General features: G+C 71.4%; 14 protein-coding genes and 1 pseudogene. 8 read left to right on the top strand and 7 right to left on the bottom strand.

Annotation, left to right across the window (positions count from 1 at the left end; genetic code table 11):
* Positions 1-157: 157 nt before the first annotated feature.
* The 3 genes from ACIBW9_RS15775 to ACIBW9_RS15765 all read right to left on the bottom strand — a co-directional run bounded on the left by ACIBW9_RS15775 (position 158) and on the right by ACIBW9_RS15765 (position 2,648).
* Positions 158-772: a TetR family transcriptional regulator gene (locus ACIBW9_RS15775; RefSeq protein ID WP_398955168.1), complete on the bottom strand. Its 615-nt coding sequence runs from the start codon at positions 770-772 to the stop codon at positions 158-160.
* Positions 769-1,590 (bottom strand): sugar phosphate isomerase/epimerase, encoded by an 822-nt coding sequence (locus tag ACIBW9_RS15770; RefSeq protein WP_344406202.1) that lies wholly within the window; start codon positions 1,588-1,590, stop codon positions 769-771. Before ACIBW9_RS15770 ends, ACIBW9_RS15775 begins: the two co-directional genes overlap by 4 nt.
* Positions 1,591-1,715: 125 nt before the next feature.
* Complete coding sequence (locus ACIBW9_RS15765) at positions 1,716-2,648, bottom strand: Ppx/GppA family phosphatase (protein WP_398955165.1); 933 nt, start codon at positions 2,646-2,648, stop codon at positions 1,716-1,718.
* A 71-nt stretch (positions 2,649-2,719) separates the two neighbouring features.
* On the opposite strand from ACIBW9_RS15765, the gene ACIBW9_RS15760 reads away from it, so the two are divergent.
* Positions 2,720-3,604, top strand: coding sequence for a hypothetical protein (locus ACIBW9_RS15760; RefSeq protein ID WP_398955163.1), 885 nt, complete (start codon positions 2,720-2,722; stop codon positions 3,602-3,604).
* Positions 3,605-3,616: 12 nt separating this feature from the next.
* On the opposite strand, the gene ACIBW9_RS15755 is transcribed toward ACIBW9_RS15760, so the two are convergent.
* Entirely contained in the window at positions 3,617-5,299 is a 1,683-nt protein-coding gene (locus ACIBW9_RS15755; protein WP_398955161.1) for a hypothetical protein, read from the bottom strand.
* A 230-nt stretch (positions 5,300-5,529) separates the two neighbouring features.
* On the opposite strand from ACIBW9_RS15755, the gene radA reads away from it, so the two are divergent.
* Positions 5,530-6,939, top strand: coding sequence for a DNA repair protein RadA (gene radA, locus ACIBW9_RS15750; RefSeq protein ID WP_398955159.1), 1,410 nt, complete (start codon positions 5,530-5,532; stop codon positions 6,937-6,939).
* An 81-nt stretch (positions 6,940-7,020) separates the two neighbouring features.
* Positions 7,021-8,145, top strand: a complete 1,125-nt coding sequence (disA, locus tag ACIBW9_RS15745; protein WP_123966706.1) for a DNA integrity scanning diadenylate cyclase DisA — start codon at positions 7,021-7,023, stop codon at positions 8,143-8,145.
* 60 nt (positions 8,146-8,205) lie between these two features.
* Here the strand turns inward: disA and ACIBW9_RS15740 are convergent, their stop codons facing one another.
* Positions 8,206-9,018, bottom strand: a complete 813-nt coding sequence (locus ACIBW9_RS15740) for a hypothetical protein (RefSeq protein ID WP_398955157.1) — start codon at positions 9,016-9,018, stop codon at positions 8,206-8,208.
* A gap of 150 nt (positions 9,019-9,168) precedes the next feature.
* Between ACIBW9_RS15740 and ACIBW9_RS15735 the strand changes: the two genes are divergently transcribed.
* From ACIBW9_RS15735 to cseC, 5 genes are all read left to right on the top strand, one after another.
* Entirely contained in the window at positions 9,169-10,125 is a 957-nt protein-coding gene (locus ACIBW9_RS15735) for an A/G-specific adenine glycosylase (RefSeq protein ID WP_398955155.1), read from the top strand.
* 263 nt (positions 10,126-10,388) lie between these two features.
* Positions 10,389-10,928: a SigE family RNA polymerase sigma factor gene (locus ACIBW9_RS15730; RefSeq protein WP_398955152.1), complete on the top strand. Its 540-nt coding sequence runs from the start codon at positions 10,389-10,391 to the stop codon at positions 10,926-10,928.
* On the top strand, positions 10,916-11,548 hold the full coding sequence (locus tag ACIBW9_RS15725; RefSeq protein WP_398955149.1) for a hypothetical protein: 633 nt from the start codon (positions 10,916-10,918) through the stop codon (positions 11,546-11,548). Before ACIBW9_RS15730 ends, ACIBW9_RS15725 begins: the two co-directional genes overlap by 13 nt.
* A 78-nt stretch (positions 11,549-11,626) precedes the next feature.
* Positions 11,627-12,328, top strand: coding sequence for a two-component system response regulator CseB (gene cseB, locus ACIBW9_RS15720; protein WP_398955148.1), 702 nt, complete (start codon positions 11,627-11,629; stop codon positions 12,326-12,328).
* The gene (gene cseC / locus ACIBW9_RS15715; RefSeq protein ID WP_398955252.1) at positions 12,217-13,686 is read left to right on the top strand and encodes a two-component system sensor histidine kinase CseC; all 1,470 of its coding nucleotides are present in this window, start codon (positions 12,217-12,219) and stop codon (positions 13,684-13,686) included. The genes cseB and cseC overlap by 112 nt, the downstream gene beginning before the upstream one ends.
* Positions 13,687-13,837: 151 nt before the next feature.
* On the opposite strand, the pseudogene ACIBW9_RS15710 reads toward cseC, so the two are convergent.
* Together ACIBW9_RS15710 and ACIBW9_RS15705 are read right to left on the bottom strand one after the other, a co-directional pair.
* A pseudogene (locus ACIBW9_RS15710) lies at positions 13,838-14,006 on the bottom strand (cobyrinic acid a,c-diamide synthase); the annotation flags it as partial.
* 18 nt (positions 14,007-14,024) lie between these two features.
* Positions 14,025-15,602 (bottom strand): MDR family MFS transporter, encoded by a 1,578-nt coding sequence (locus tag ACIBW9_RS15705; protein WP_398955145.1) that lies wholly within the window; start codon positions 15,600-15,602, stop codon positions 14,025-14,027.
* Between the last annotated feature and the right edge of the window lie 70 nt (positions 15,603-15,672).

Genomic DNA, 15,672 nt, shown 5'->3' with positions numbered 1-15,672 from the left:
CGTCGCTCGCTCCTTCAGAGTCTGCTGTCAGAGAGTTCGGAGAGTTCGGAGAGTTCTGACTGAGTCGAGCGTACGCCCGTTGCTCCAAGGGATGGACAGTGTGTCCGGAATGCGGGACGTGCGTCTCGTTCAGAGGGCAGGGCCTTGCAATCGGGGGTCAGGGCCCGGTCAGATGGCCCTGCACCACGGGCGCCACCCGCGCGATGATCTGCTCCACGTCCGCCGACGCCAGCGGATCCACCTTGATCACGTATCGCAGCATCGCGCACCCCACCAGCTGCGCGGCCGCGAGCTCGGCGCGCAGCTCCGCGTCCGGCCGGTCCAGCTGGGCGGCGACGCGGCGCAGCAGCTGGGAGGCGACCAGCCGGCGGAAGACGGCGGCGGCGGCCTCGTTGTTGACGGCGGAGCGCACGATCGCCAGCAGGGGCGTACGGGTGGTGGGGTTCTCCCAGATGCCGAAGATGAAGCGGGTGAACCGCTCGCCGACGCCGTCCGCCGGTCCTTCGGCGAGCGCTTCCGGCGCGTTCAGCGCGGGCGCGAAGGCGACCTCGATCGCGGCCTCGAAGACCTGCTCCTTGGTGCCGAAGTAGTGGTGCACCAGCGCCGAGTCCACGCCGGCCGCCTTGGCGATGCCGCGTACGGACGTCTTCTCGTACCCGCGCTCGGAGAACTCCTCGCGGGCCACGGCCAGGATGCGGTCGCGGGTGTCGGCGGACTCCGTACGGGGACGGCGGCCACGGCGGCGCGCGGCCGGCTCGGGGGCCTCGGTCACGGTCTGGGCACCCGCACCGCGGAGGCGAGGTGGAGGCGGGTGAAGGCCAGAGCCTCCGCCAGATCGGCCTCGCGTTCGGCGCCGGACATGGCGCGCCTGGTGTTGACCTCGATGACGACGTGACCGTCGAAACCGGTCAGGGCGAGACGTTCCAGCAGCTCGGCGCAGGGCTGGTTGCCGCGGCCGGGGACGAGGTGCTCGTCCTTGGCCGATCCCCTGCCGTCGGCGAGGTGCACATGGCCGAGGCGGTCTCCCATGCGGTCGACCATGTGCAGCGCGTCGGAGCGGGCCGTGGCGCTGTGACTGAGGTCGATCGTGAAGTGCCGGTAGTCCTCCTTCGTCACGTCCCAGTCGGGGGCGTACGCGAGCATCTCGCGGTCGCGGTAGCGCCAGGGGTACATGTTCTCGACGGCGAACCGCACGTCGGTCTCGTTCGCCATGCGCCAGATTCCGGTGACGAAGTCCCGGGCGTACTGGCGCTGCCAGCGGAACGGTGGGTGGACCACGACCGTGGTCGCCCCGAGCTTCTCGGCGGCCGCCTGGGCGCGCTGGAGCTTGGTCCACGGGTCGGTGGACCACACCCGCTGCGTGATGAGCAGACAGGGGGCGTGCACGGCGAGGATCGGGATGCGGTGGTAGTCGCTGAGTCTGCGCAGCGCCTCGATGTCCTGGCTGACCGGGTCGGTCCACACCATGACCTCGACGCCGTCGTACCCGAGGCGCGCGGCGATCTCGAAGGCCGTCGCCGTGGACTCCGGGTACACGGAGGCCGTGGACAGTGCGACCTTCGCATCCGGGATGCAGACTGGCTCCGCCATGCCGACAGGTTACGGGGTGCGGTTGGCTGTAGCCGTGCGGCTATTCGCCGTTGTGGGGTTCGCCACGGGCGGGTGCGGGTTGTGTGTGGTTGCTCGCGCAGTTCCCCGCGCCCCTGAAGGGGCGCTCACACCGAGCCCATGTGGTCCAGTTTGCGAAGGATTACGCCCTCCCTGAGCGCCCAGGGGCAGATTTCCAGGCTCTCCACGCCGAACAGGTCCATCGCGCCCTCCGCCACCAAGGCGCCCGCCAGTATCTGGCCCGCTCGGCCCTCGCTCACGCCCGGGAGTTCCGCCCGCTGGGCCGCGGACATGCCCGCCAGCTGCGGGACCCATGCTTCCAGGGACTCGCGCTTCAGATCGCGCTGGACGTAGAGGCCCTCCGTGGAGCGGGCAGCGCCCGCGATGCGAGCGAGCTGCTTGAAGGTCTTCGACGTCGCCACGACGTGATCGGGCGCGCCGAAGCGGCTGAATTCGCCGACCGTGCGGGCGATCTGCGCCCTCACATGGCGGCGCAGGGCCCTTATGTCCTCCGGGTCCGGCGGGTCGCCGGGCAGCCAACCGGCGGTGAGCCGGCCGGCGCCGAGCGGGAGGGAGACGGCCGCGTCGGGCTCCTCGTCGATGCCGTAGGCGATCTCCAGGGAGCCGCCGCCGATGTCGAGGACGAGCAGCTTGCCCGCGGACCAGCCGAACCAGCGGCGGGCGGCTAGGAAGGTGAGCCGGGCCTCCTCCTCACCGGAGAGAACCTGCAGCTCGACGCCGGTCTCGGCCTGCACGCGCGCGAGGACGTCGTCGGCGTTGCTGGCCTCGCGCACGGCGGAGGTCGCGAAGGGGAGCACGTCCTCGACGCCCTTGTCCTCGGCGGCCTGCAGGCACTCGTGGACGACGGCGATCAGTTTGTCGACCCCCTCGGGGCCGATCGCTCCGCTCTCGTCGAGCAGCTGTGCAAGGCGCAGCTCCGCCTTGTGCGAGTGCGCGGGCAGCGGGCGCGCGCCAGGGTGCGCATCCACCACCAGCAGATGCACCGTGTTCGATCCCACGTCGAGGACACCGAGTCTCATGTACGGAACGCTACTGCCACCTGGGCCGTCCTCCGTATGGGATGGCGCCGTGAGACCCGTACGCTGGTCCTGTGCCAAAGACGAAAAGGGCGAAGGACGACAAGGCAGCCAAGGCAGCCAAGGCTGCTGAGGCTGCCGAGTCCGCCAAGGGTTCTTCGCAGGTGAAGCCACCGCGGTCGGCGAAGCTGTCGAAGAAGGCCAGGGAAGCGGACGAGAAGGGTCTCGACTTCGCGCGCGCGTGGGTGGAGTTCCCTGATCCGGCGGACGACGAGCAGGTCTTCCGCTGCGATCTGACATGGCTCACCTCTCGCTGGAACTGCATCTTCGGCAGCGGCTGCCAGGGCATCCAGGCGGGCCGCGCGGACGACGGGTGCTGCACGCTGGGCGCCCACTTCTCCGACGAGGACGACGAGAAGCGCGTCGCCGAGCATGTGGCGAGGCTCACGCCCGACATCTGGCAGCACCATGACGAGGGCAGGAAGCACGGCTGGGTGTCCGAGGACGAGGACGGCGACCGTCAGACCCGTCCCTTCCAGGGCTCCTGCATCTTCCAGAACCGGCCCGGGTTCGCGGGCGGCGCGGGCTGCTCGCTGCACATCCTGGCCCTGAAGGAGGGCCGCGAGCCGCTGGAGACCAAGCCGGACGTGTGCTGGCAGCTGCCGGTGCGGCGGACGTACGAGTGGATCGACCGGCCCGACGACACCCGGGTGCTGCAGGTGTCGATCGGTGAGTACGACCGCCGGGGCTGGGGCCCGGGCGGCCACGACCTGCACTGGTGGTGCACCTCGGCGACCTCGGCGCACGGCGCGGGCGACCCGGTGTACGTGTCCTACCGGCCGGAGCTGACCGAGCTGATGGGCAAGGCCGGCTACGACCGCCTCGTGGAGCTGTGCGAGCAGCGCCTGGCCGCGCAACTGCCGCTGGTCGCGCCGCATCCGGCGGACCCGGTCGACTGACGCGGGCCGCGCTCACGACGCCGTGGGGCTCGGGTTCCCGCTGTCGGCGGGCGGTGGTGCCGGGTCGGACGGGGCGGTGTCGGTGGGGGTGGGGTCGGGGCCGGGGGACGAGGGCGGGGCGCTCGGGGTGGGGTCCGAGGCGGTTGGGGTCGGTGCCGGGTCCGAGGAGGGCGGCGGGGTGCCGGGGCTGCTCGGGCCGGGGGCGGTCGGGCTGGGTGCGGCGCCGTAGCCCTCGATGGAGACGACGGCCCCGGAGGGTGAGACGGCCACGTGTGCGCTCCACGGTCCGGACGGCTCGCGCAGGTGGTCGACGTACACCTTGATCGTCAACGATTCGCCGGGGGCGAGCGTTCCCGAGGACCGGCTGAGATAGAGCCAGGCGGCTCCGGTCGACGCGGACCAGTGCACGGGCGCGGGTCCGGTCGCGGTGAGGGTCACGAGCGTGGTGTCGCCGTCGTGGCCGGCCGACACCTGGAGGTGTCCGGCGCTCTTCCCGCTCAGGCCGGTGACGCTGATGACCTCCACGGAGATGTCGGGCCGTCTGTGGCCTCTGCCGAAGTCGCCGCCGGGCCGGAGGCTGGCGTTGCCGGCGTTCTCGTAGCCGCCGCCGGACGCCTCACCGCCCAGGCTGACCGGGCCGGGCGCCTCTCCGGCGGTGGCGGAGCGGCTGTCCGCGCCCTCGGCCGGGGAGCCCCGGTAGGCGGCCCACAGGGCGAACACGGGGGCCGCCACCACGGTGGCGACGACCGTCGTCGTGACGGCACGCGCGCGTAGGCGGTCGCGGCGGGCGGCGCGGTCCTTGGGGTCCATCGGGAAGCCGCGCCGGTCGAACCGGGGAAGAGCGCCGCCACGCGCGCGTGGCTGATGGGTGACCGCCATGTGCAGGGCCGCGCGCGGCGCCTCGAGGACGGGCAGCTCGACGGGGGTGATCATCGCGCCGGGCCAGCGGCCGGGGACGGCACGCTCGGCGCTGCGGCGACATCGCGGGCAGTCGTCGACGTGCCGGACGAGCTCCTTGCGCAGGGCCGAGCTGAGCACCAGCTGGTTGTCGCCGGTGAGCCGGGCGACGTCCGGGCAGCCGCCGGTCTCGACGACGGCGAGGGCCGCGCGCGTGCGCTCCACCTCGCAGGCCGCGGAGGCCAGCAGTTCACGGGCGGCGGCGAGGCCGAGGCCGAGTACGGCGGCGACCTCGTGGGCGGCGAGGTGGTGGCGTACGGCGAGTTCGAGCGCCTCGCGCTGCTCCGGGCTGGTGCCGGCGGCCTCCGGCCAGGCCAGCAGGGCGAGTTCGCGACGGCGCTCCTCCTGGACCTCGTCGGCGACGGGGGGCTCTGCCGGCCGCTGCTTCTCGGCGCTGTGGCGGCCCGCCGCATGCGTGCCCTGACGTTTCTGCCTGGCCTCCGCCAGCTTGCGCAGACAGGCCCAGCGGGCCAGTGCGTACAGCCAGGCGCGGCGGTCCCCCGGCGCCTGGGGGCCACGGCGCCTCTCGGCGAGGGCGAGGGCCTCGCCGAGGGCCGCGGTTGCCGCGTCGTGGTCGCACAGCACCGACAGGCAGTAGGTGAACAGCCCGTCCAGATACGGCTCGTAACGCCCGGGGGGCCGCTGCGCGAGCGTGCGCGCAGCGGCACGGTCACGTGCCTCCCGGCGCGCCTGGTCTGCGCCGGTGATGCGGGGCGAGGTCTCCGGGCTGCTGCTCATCCGTGGACCGTAGGCGGCTCGGGATGAACCCTTCTTCCTCCTTGAGCACTTTTAATCCATACGGGTGAAACGATCCCTCAATCGGGTACAGGAACCGCCTGTTCCGTGGCTGGTTACCGACGGTGATGGCCGGTTCGCGGAGTGTCGGATCATGTGCTCGGTCGGCGCGCGGCGAGCGTCCGCACCCGGACCGTCCGGCGTTGTCAGTGGGCTCGGTTACGGTTCTCGGCATGGCTGCCCGTACCAAGTCCACCAAGGACCGCCCGTCCTACCGCTGCACGGAGTGCGGCTGGCAGACGGCCAAGTGGCTCGGTCGCTGCCCCGAGTGCCAGGCCTGGGGGACGATCGAGGAGTACGGCGCGCCCGCCGTCCGTACGACGACACCGGGGCGCGTCACCACCTCCGCGGTGCCCATCGGCCAGGTCGACGGACGCCAGGCCACCGCCCGCCCGACCGGGGTGCCGGAGCTGGACCGGGTGCTCGGCGGCGGCCTTGTGCCCGGCGCGGTGGTACTGCTCGCGGGCGAGCCCGGCGTCGGCAAGTCGACGCTGCTGCTGGACGTGGCGGCGAAGTCGGCGAGCGACGAGCACCGCACCCTGTACGTCACCGGTGAGGAGTCGGCGAGCCAGGTGCGGCTGCGCGCCGACCGCATCAAGGCCATCGACGACCATCTGTATCTCGCCGCCGAGACCGACCTGGCCGCCGTCCTCGGCCACCTGGACGCGGTGAAGCCCTCGCTGCTGATCCTCGACTCCGTGCAGACCGTGGCCTCCCCGGAGATCGACGGCGCCCCCGGCGGCATGGCGCAGGTGCGCGAGGTGGCCGGCGCGCTCATCCGCGCCTCCAAGGAGCGCGGGATGTCGACGCTCCTTGTGGGCCATGTCACCAAGGACGGAGCCATCGCCGGGCCTCGGCTCCTGGAACACCTCGTGGACGTCGTCCTGAGCTTCGAGGGCGACCGGCACGCGCGCCTCCGGCTGGTCCGGGGCGTCAAGAACCGCTACGGCGCCACGGACGAGGTCGGCTGCTTCGAACTGCACGACGAGGGCATCACGGGCCTCGCCGACCCGAGCGGACTCTTCCTGACCAGACGTGACGAACCGGTCCCCGGTACCTGTCTGACGGTCACCCTGGAGGGCCGCCGCCCCCTCGTCGCCGAGGTCCAGGCGCTCACCGTCGACTCGCAGATCCCCTCGCCGCGCCGTACCACCTCGGGCCTGGAGACCTCCCGCGTCTCGATGATGCTCGCCGTCCTGGAGCAGCGCGGCCGGATCAGCGCGCTCGGCAAGCGGGACATCTACTCCGCGACGGTCGGCGGCGTGAAGCTCTCCGAGCCCGCCGCCGACCTCGCCGTCGCCCTCGCGCTGGCCTCGGCGGCCAGCGACACCCCGCTGCCCAAGAACCTGGTCGCGATCGGCGAGGTCGGCCTCGCGGGCGAGGTCAGACGGGTCACGGGCGTCCAGCGGCGACTCGCCGAAGCGCACCGTCTGGGCTTCACCCACGCGCTCGTTCCGGGTGACCCGGGCAAGATCCCTCCGGGGATGAAGGTCCTGGAAGTCGCCGACATAGGGGACGCTCTGAGAGTCCTTCCACGCTCCCGTCGCCGAGAGGCCCCACGGGACGAGGAGGACCGCCGGTAGACTTTGCCCTGGTCTCGCCCGTCCGTACGAACAGAATGTGTGACACGGGGGCGCCCCAGAACCTGCGACCGGAGGAGTGCAGTGGCAGCCAACGACCGGGCGGCAGCTCCCGGAAAGTCCGGCGGGAGTTCCGGTGCCGACGGCCTGATGCGCGCCTCACTGAGCGCCGTGGCTCCCGGCACGGGCCTGCGCGACGGACTCGAGCGGGTACTCCGTGGCAACACGGGCGGTCTCATCGTGCTCGGCTTCGACAGGACCGTCGAAACCATGTGCACCGGCGGTTTCGTGCTGGACGTCGAGTTCACGGCCACCCGCCTGCGCGAGCTGTGCAAGCTCGACGGCGGCATCGTGCTCTCCTCGGACCTGTCGAAGATCCTCCGGGCGGGCGTCCAGTTCGTGCCCGACGCCACGATCCCGACCGAGGAGACGGGCACCCGGCACCGCACCGCGGACCGCATCTCCAAGCAGGTGGGCTTCCCGGTCGTCTCCGTCTCCCAGTCGATGCGCCTGATCGCCCTGTACGTCGACGGTCAGCGCCGCGTCCTGGAGGACTCCGCGGCGATCCTGTCCCGCGCCAACCAGGCCCTCGCGACCCTGGAGCGCTACAAGCTCCGTCTGGACGAGGTCGCGGGCACCCTGTCCGCGCTGGAGATCGAGGACCTGGTGACGGTCCGCGATGTCTCGGCGGTCGCCCAGCGCCTGGAGATGGTCCGCCGCATCGCCACCGAAATCGCCGAATACGTGGTCGAACTGGGCACCGACGGGCGTCTTCTCGCCCTGCAGCTCGACGAGTTGATCGCGGGCGTGGAGCCCGAGCGCGAGCTGGTCGTCCGGGACTACGTACCCGAGCCCACCGCCAAGCGCTCCCGCACGGTCGACGAGGCCCTGTACGAGCTGGACGCCCTCACCCACGCCGAGCTCCTCGAACTGCCCACGGTGGCAAGGGCGCTGGGCTACACGGGCTCACCGGAGGCGCTCGACTCGGCGGTCTCGCCCCGCGGCTTCCGCCTCCTGGCCAAGGTGCCGCGCCTCCCGGGCGCCATCATCGACCGTCTCGTGGAGCACTTCGGAGGCCTGCAGAAACTGCTCGCCGCAAGCGTCGACGACCTCCAGACGGTCGACGGCGTGGGCGAGGCCCGGGCCCGCAGCGTACGCGAGGGCCTGTCGAGGCTGGCGGAGTCGTCGATCTTGGAGCGGTACGTCTAGCCGAGCTCGGTTCGGCCGCGCCCTCTCAGGGGCGCGGCCGGCCACAACGAAGCCGCGGACTCAGTCATCCTTGAGCATGAACGAGATCTGCGACTTCGCGAACCCCGGCGCCGACGCCTCCACCAGATACGTCCCGGCCCCGGCCGACCCCGCCGGAGGCGTCGCGCACTGGGGAGCGCTCGGCTTGCGGTCCCACTTCACGGTGTAGGTGATGCTGCTGCGGTTGGGCACCCGGAACACCAGGCTGCCAGCGCCCTGGGGGCAGTCGGCGGACGACCAGTAGTCGTTGTCGCTGCCCGCCTCGGTGATCGTCAGCACCGCACTCTTCGGCCCGAGGTCGATCTTGCAGTCGAGCCCCGAGGTGTTCGTAGCGGTCAGCAGCAGGGTCGGCGTCTGGCCGGGCGAGTACGTGTTGTGGAGGCTCCGCACCGTCAACGTCACCGCGCTCGCGGTGCAGTTGGGGATGGAGGAACTCGCCGGAATCGTGTCGCCCCGGCCGACCCCGATACCGGAGCCGGCACCGGCCGTACCGCCGCCGGTCGACCCGTCGGAGCCCCCGGCCCCGGACCCGGAGTCGGAGCCGGACCCCGAACTGCCCCCGGAATCCGACCCGCTGGAGCCCCCGCCGCTCGACTCGTCCCGCCCGCCCGGCGCTTGGCTGATCGCGGGACCCGAACTCGACGGCCCCGCAGTGATCGTGGGCGCGGGGGTGTGGCCGTTCGCCCCGTCGTCCTTCTTGCCGCCGCCACCGCCCGACAGGACGATCCACGTGATCAGCAGCGCCAACAAGGCAACCACAGACACGAGTACGGCCCTCCGGCGCCAGTAGATGGAGGAGGGGAGCGGCCCGACAGGATTGCGCAGAGATCCCACGGCGCAAACTGTACGAGAGATCGGGCGGTTAGCTGGCCCCACCCGCCGCCGGTTCGTCAACTTTTCCGGATCATCATTCCGGTCCGCACGACGCACCGCGCGCGGGACGGCGGCCCAACCGCCCGGGGCCATGGCAGGATCGGAAACGCCATGACTGCGCCCACGAAGCCCCCGCACAGCAGCCCCGCCGACGGCCCGGCCGACACCCTCGCCGGCTCCCCTCTCGGCGAGGACCACGAGACCCTCCATGCCTCCGTCATCGACTGGTTCGACGAACACGCCCGCGAGCTGCCGTGGCGGCTCCCGGAAGCCGGCCCCTGGGGCGTGATGGTCAGCGAGTTCATGCTGCAGCAGACGCCGGTCAGCCGCGTGCTGCCCGTCTACGAGCAGTGGCTGGCCCGCTGGCCCCGCCCCGCCGACCTGGCCCGCGAGGCGCCCGGCGAGGCGGTCCGCGCCTGGGGCCGGCTCGGCTACCCGCGCCGCGCCCTGCGGCTGCACGGCGCCGCCGTGGCCATAACGGAACGGCACGGCGGGGACGTACCGACCGACCACGCCCAGCTCCTCGCGCTGCCCGGCATCGGCGAGTACACGGCCGCGGCCGTCGCCTCCTTCGCGTACGGGCAGCGGCACGCCGTGCTCGACACCAACGTCCGCCGGGTCTTCGCGCGTGCCGTCACCGGCGTCCAGTACCCGCCGAACGCGACCACCGCCGCCGAACGCAGGCTCGCCCGCGCGCTGTTGCCCGAGGACGAGCGGACCGCGGCGCGCTGGGCGGCCGCCTCCATGGAGCTCGGCGCGCTCGTGTGCACCGCCAAGAACGAGAGCTGCCACCGCTGCCCCATCGCCGCGCAGTGTGCCTGGCGGCTCGCGGGCAAGCCCGAGCACGACGGGCCGCCGCGGCGCGGGCAGACGTACGCGGGGACGGACCGGCAGGTGCGCGGCAAGCTGCTCGCCGTGCTGCGCGAGGCCCACGCGCCCGTGCCGCAGTCGGCCCTCGACCGGGTGTGGCACGAGCCGGTGCAGCGCGCGCGGGCGCTCGACGGGCTCGTGGCGGACGGTCTCGTGGAGCCGCTGTCCGGTGGTTTGTATCGGCTGCCGTTGACGTAACCCCTCGTAACGTCACGCCGGATTACATACACCCGCCCTTCCAAATCGCCCCATAGCAGCGCAATTCGGTGCAGCTGTTTACCCCGTTCCTACGTCCGTTACACAACCGACGTACAGCCGATTGCTAGCCGAGCGTTGTCTCGGACAGCGCCGTGACAACACCTCCGTAGCTTCATTTGCGTGCCCGGCAGAAGCGGGCTGTCACGGAACAGACCGACGGCGAATCAAGCCGTCGGGCAACGGGGATCAGGAGGCGGTTCGACATGGTGCAGGGCGAGGTGCTCGAGTTCGAGGAGTATGTCCGCACGCGGCAGGACGCGCTGCTGCGCAGCGCCCGTCGACTGGTCCCGGATCCCGTGGACGCGCAGGACCTGCTCCAGACCGCGCTGGTGCGGACCTACGGCCGCTGGGAGGGCATCGCGGACAAGCGGCTCGCGGACGCCTACCTGCGGCGCGTGATGATCAACACGCGGACGGAGTGGTGGCGGGCCCGGAAACTGGAGGAGGTCCCCACCGAGCAGCTGCCGGACGCCTCGGTCGACGACTCCACCGAGCAGCACGCGGACCGCGCCCTGCTGATGGACATCATGAAGGTGCTGGCTCCCAAGCAGCGAAGCGTCGTGGTCCTGCGACACTGGGAACAGATGTCGACGGAGGAGACGGCCGCGGCCCTGGGCATGTCGGCCGGAACGGTCAAGAGCACGCTGCACCGGGCGCTCGCCCGGCTCCGTGAGGAGCTGGAGAGCCGCGATCTGGACGCACGCGCGCTGGAGCGTGGGGAGCAGGAGCGTTGCGCGGTCTGACCGACTCGGGTCGAGGGACCTTGCAGGCGGCGTACACGGCGATGGCCGTGCTCGCCGCCCTCGCCCTTTTCGTCTCCGCCTGCGGTACCGGCGGCACCGGCGCCCGTGACGAGGGCCCGGCGCACGCCGACTCGGTGATGGGCGCCGCTGCCACGCCCACGCCCAGCCCCTCGAAGACCGCGCATGTGGACGCGGTCAAACTCGTCAAGGACGACCCGATGGTCTCGGCGGAGGTCAAGCGCGGCCTCAAGCCGTGCGTCGCCGACGAGTACCCGGTCGACGTGTCGTACGGCGAACTGACCGGCGGATACGCCGACGACATCGTGGTGAACGTGCTGACCTGCGGGGACGCGGTCGGTGTCGGCTCGTATGTGTACCGCGAACAAGGCGGTCGGTACGAGAATGTCTTCCGGACCGAGGAGCCCCCGGTCTACGCGGAGATAGACCGCGGCGACCTGGTGGTGACGAAGCAGGTGTACGAGAAGGATGATCCGATGTCGAGTCCGTCCGGTGAGATCGTGACCACGTACATCTGGGCATCGGGCCACTTCGTCAAGCGATACGACACGCGCAACGACTACAGCAAGGCCGTCGGGGGCGATCCGTCGCCGCGTTCGTGAACCGTTCGGGCCGCTCGGACCGATCACCCGGCAGCAGTGCGCACGCCACGACCGACACGAGAAACTGAGAGCAGCGGGATGGCAGACCAGACCCACGTCCTGTTCGTCGAGGACGACGACGTCATCCGCGAGGCCACCCAGCTCGCCCTGGAGCGGGACGGCTTCGCGGTCACCGCGATGCCCGACGGGCTGTCCGGCCTGGAGGCGTTCCGGGCGAACCGCCCCGACATCGCGCTGCTCGACGTCATGGTGCCCGGACTGGACGGCGTGAGCCTGTGCCGCCGTATCCGCGACGAGTCGACCGTGCCGGTGATCATGCTGTCGGCGCGGGCCGACTCGATCGACGTCGTGCTGGGCCTGGAGGCGGGCGCCGACGACTATGTGACCAAGCCGTTCGACGGTGCCGTGCTGGTCGCGCGCATCCGGGCGGTGCTGCGGCGCTTCGGGCACGCCAGCGGCGACCGGGCGGACGAGGGGCCTGCCGAGGTGGCCGGCGGCGTGCTGAGCTTCGGCGAACTGGAGATCGACACCGAGGGCATGGAGGTGCGCCGGGCCGGGCAGCCGGTGGCGCTGACGCCGACCGAGATGCGGCTCCTGTTGGAGTTCTCCTCCGCGCCGGGCACGGTCCTGTCGCGCGACAAACTGCTGGAGCGGGTGTGGGACTACGGCTGGGGCGGGGACACGCGCGTGGTGGACGTCCATGTGCAGCGGTTGCGCACGAAGATCGGCCAGGACCGGATCGAGACGGTCCGCGGCTTCGGCTACAAGTTGAAGGCCTGAGCGGGGACACCAAGGACATGCGGGGGATCTTCCGGAGCCCGGCCGCTGCGAACGCCGCAGAGGGTACGGGCATGCGCACGGGGCTCAGATGGAAACTCAGCGCGGCCATCGCACTGGTCGGCGCGCTGGTGGCGATCGCGCTGAGCCTGGTCGTGCACAACGCGGCCCGGGTCTCGATGCTGGACAGTGCGCGCGACCTCGCGGACGAGCGCATCCTGATCGCGCAGCGCAACTACGAGATCCCGAGCCGTACCCTCCTCCCCAACATCAAGATCGACGACCAGCGGCTGCCCCCGGCGCTGCGGGAGAAGGTCGAGGAGGGCCGGAGGGCCACGTATGTGACCGACCGGCCGGGCGGCTCGCCGGACATCTGGGCCGCCGTGCCGGTCAAGGACGGTCATGTGCTGTCGCTGCACACCGGTTTCACCGACCGCAGCACTCTCAGGGACCTCGACCAGGCCCTGGTGATCGGCTCCATCGCGGTGGTCCTCGGCGGCAGCGCGCTGGGTGTGCTCATCGGCGGCCAGCTCTCGCGCCGGCTGCGCAAGGCGGCGGCCGCGGCGAACCAGGTCGCCAGGGGCGAGTCGGACGTACGGGTGCGGGACGCCATCGGCGGGGTCGTGCGGGACGAGACCGACGACCTGGCGCGCGCGGTGGACGCCATGGCGGACACCCTGCAGCAGCGGCTCGAGGCCGAGCGCCGGGTCACCGCGGACATCGCGCACGAGCTGCGCACCCCGGTGACGGGTCTGCTGACGGCCGCCGAACTGCTCCCGCCGGGCCGCCCGACGGAGCTGGTCCTGGACCGCGCGAAGGCCATGCGCACTCTGGTCGAGGACGTCCTGGAGGTGGCCCGTCTCGACAGCGCCTCCGAGCGGGCCGAACTGCAGGACATCCTGCTCGGCGAGTTCGTCACCCGGCGGGTGGCGGCGAAGGACCCGGACGTCGAGGTGCGGGTGGTGCACGAGTCGATGCTCACGACCGATCCGCGCCGCCTGGAGCGCGTGCTGTTCAACCTGCTCGCCAACGCCGCCCGGCACGGCAAGCCGCCGATCCAGGTCACCGTCGAGGGCCGGGTCATCCGGGTCCGGGACCACGGGCCGGGCTTCCCGTCCGATCTGCTCGCCGAGGGCCCGAGCCGCTTCCGCACGGGCAGCGCCGACCGCGCCGGCCACGGCCACGGCCTCGGCCTCACGATCGCCGCCGGTCAGGCCCGCGTCCTGGGCGCCCGCCTGACCTTCCGTAACGTACGCCCGGCGGGCGCCCCGGATCATGTGCCGGCGGAGGGCGCGGTGGCGGTGCTGTGGCTGCCGGAGCACGCGCCGACGAACACGGGCAGCTACCCCCTGCTGCCGTAGCCGATTCCCGACCCCCACCTCCCTGGCACCGGCCGGCCCCCACCTCCCCACCGCCGGTCAACACCACCCGGCCCGACCCTCATCTCCCTGCCGCCGGTCAACACCACCCAGCCCGACCCCCACCCCCCTACCCCCGGCCGGCACCACCACCCAGCCCGTCCGGCGTTTGAGGACGAGGCCGTTCAGGCCGATCGGGGGTGCAGGGGGCGGAGCCCCTTGGCGGGGCCGAAGGGGCAGCGCCCCTGGGACGGGACGGGTAGGGGCGGCGGGGGCGAGGAAACACGACGAAGGCCCCCCGGGGCGGACACCCACCGGAGGGCCTTCAGCTCACTCGCGAATCAGACGGCCTCGACGATCGGCGCCTGCGCCACCGCCTCGTCGCCGGACTTGGGCGCAGCCGGCCCCGTCCCCCGCAGCGCGACCTCCTTCACGAAGACCGCCGCGACCAGCGCACCCACGGCCACCACAGCCCCCAGCAGGAAGGCGGAGTGCGTGCCCGCGGACACCGCGTGCTGGTACGCCTCCCGCACCACGGCCGGCAGCTTCGCCAGGCTCTTGGCGTCCAGCGCCGCCGACTTCTCGGTGATCTTCGCACCCAAGGACCCGGCCCGCTCGGCCATGACGTGCTGGACCCGGTTGTTGAACAGCGCACCCATGATCGCGACGCCGAAGGACGAACCGAGCGTACGGAACAGGGTGGTGGAGGAGGACGCGACACCCATGTCCTTCATCTCCACGCTGTTCTGCGCGACCAGCATGGTGATCTGCATCAGGCAGCCCATGCCCAGCCCCACGACCGCCATGAACACACCGGACGTGAACCGCGAGGTGCCGGTGTCCATCGTGGACAGCAGATAGAGCCCCACGGTCATCAGGACACTGCCGACGACCGGGAAGACCTTGTAGCGGCCGGTGTTGGTGGTCACCCGCCCCGCCACCATCGAGGTCACCAGCATCGCGCCGAGCATCGGCAGCAGCAGCAACCCGGAGTTGGTCGCGGACGCACCCTGCACGGACTGCTGGTACAGCGGCAGGTACAGCGTCGCACCGAACATCACGAACCCGGTGATGAAGCCGATGAGCGACATCAGCGTGAAGTTACGGCTGCGGAAGATGTGCAGCGGCACGATCGGCTCCGCGGCCTTCGTCTGCCAGAACACGAACCCGATGAGGGCGGCGACGCCGATCCCGATGAGCTCCATGATCCGCGCGGACGTCCACGCGTACTCGGTCCCGCCCCAGGTGGTGACCAGCACGATCGAGGTGATACCGATGGTCAGCAGCGCGACGCCGAGGTAGTCGATGCCCGCCTTGGCCCGCTTCTTCGGCAGATGCAGTACGGCACTGATCAGACCGAGCGCCACCACGCCGAGCGGCAGGTTGATGTAGAACGACCAGCGCCAGCCCCAGTTGTCGGTGATGGTGCCGCCGACCAGCGGACCGCCGATCATCGCGAGCGCCATGACGCCGGCCATCATGCCCTGGTACTTGCCGCGCTCCCGCGGCGGTATCAGGTCACCGATGATCGCCATGACACCGACCATCAGACCACCCGCGCCAAGACCCTGGATCGCGCGGAAACCGATCAGCTCACCCATGTTCTGCGCCATGCCGCTGAGCGCGGAGCCGATCAGGAAGATCACGATCGATGTCATGAAGGCGCCCTTGCGCCCGTACATGTCGCCGAGCTTGCCCCAGATCGGGGTGGAGGCCGCGGTCGCCAGCGTGTACGCCGTGACCACCCAGGACAGATGCTCGAGTCCTCCGAGCTCGCCCACGATGGTCGGCATCGCGGTGCCCACGATCATGTTGTCGAGCATCGCGAGCATCATGGTGATCATGAGCGCGAGCAGCACGACCCGTATGCTCTTCGGCTGTTTGTCCGGCTTCGTCTCGGCCGTCTGTGTGTCCGCCATCGTCCCCACTCCCCTGGGCATCTCCCCCCGGTCGGCCACTTACTTGCCGCCCGGCTAGTTGACTACACTG

Origin of the sequence: Streptomyces sp. NPDC049541 (genome assembly GCF_044465725.1) — a bacterium.
Lineage (GTDB): Bacteria > Actinomycetota > Actinomycetes > Streptomycetales > Streptomycetaceae > Streptomyces.
Note: the sequence above shows the minus strand (reverse complement) of the source record. Positions and strands in the feature narration are given on the sequence as shown.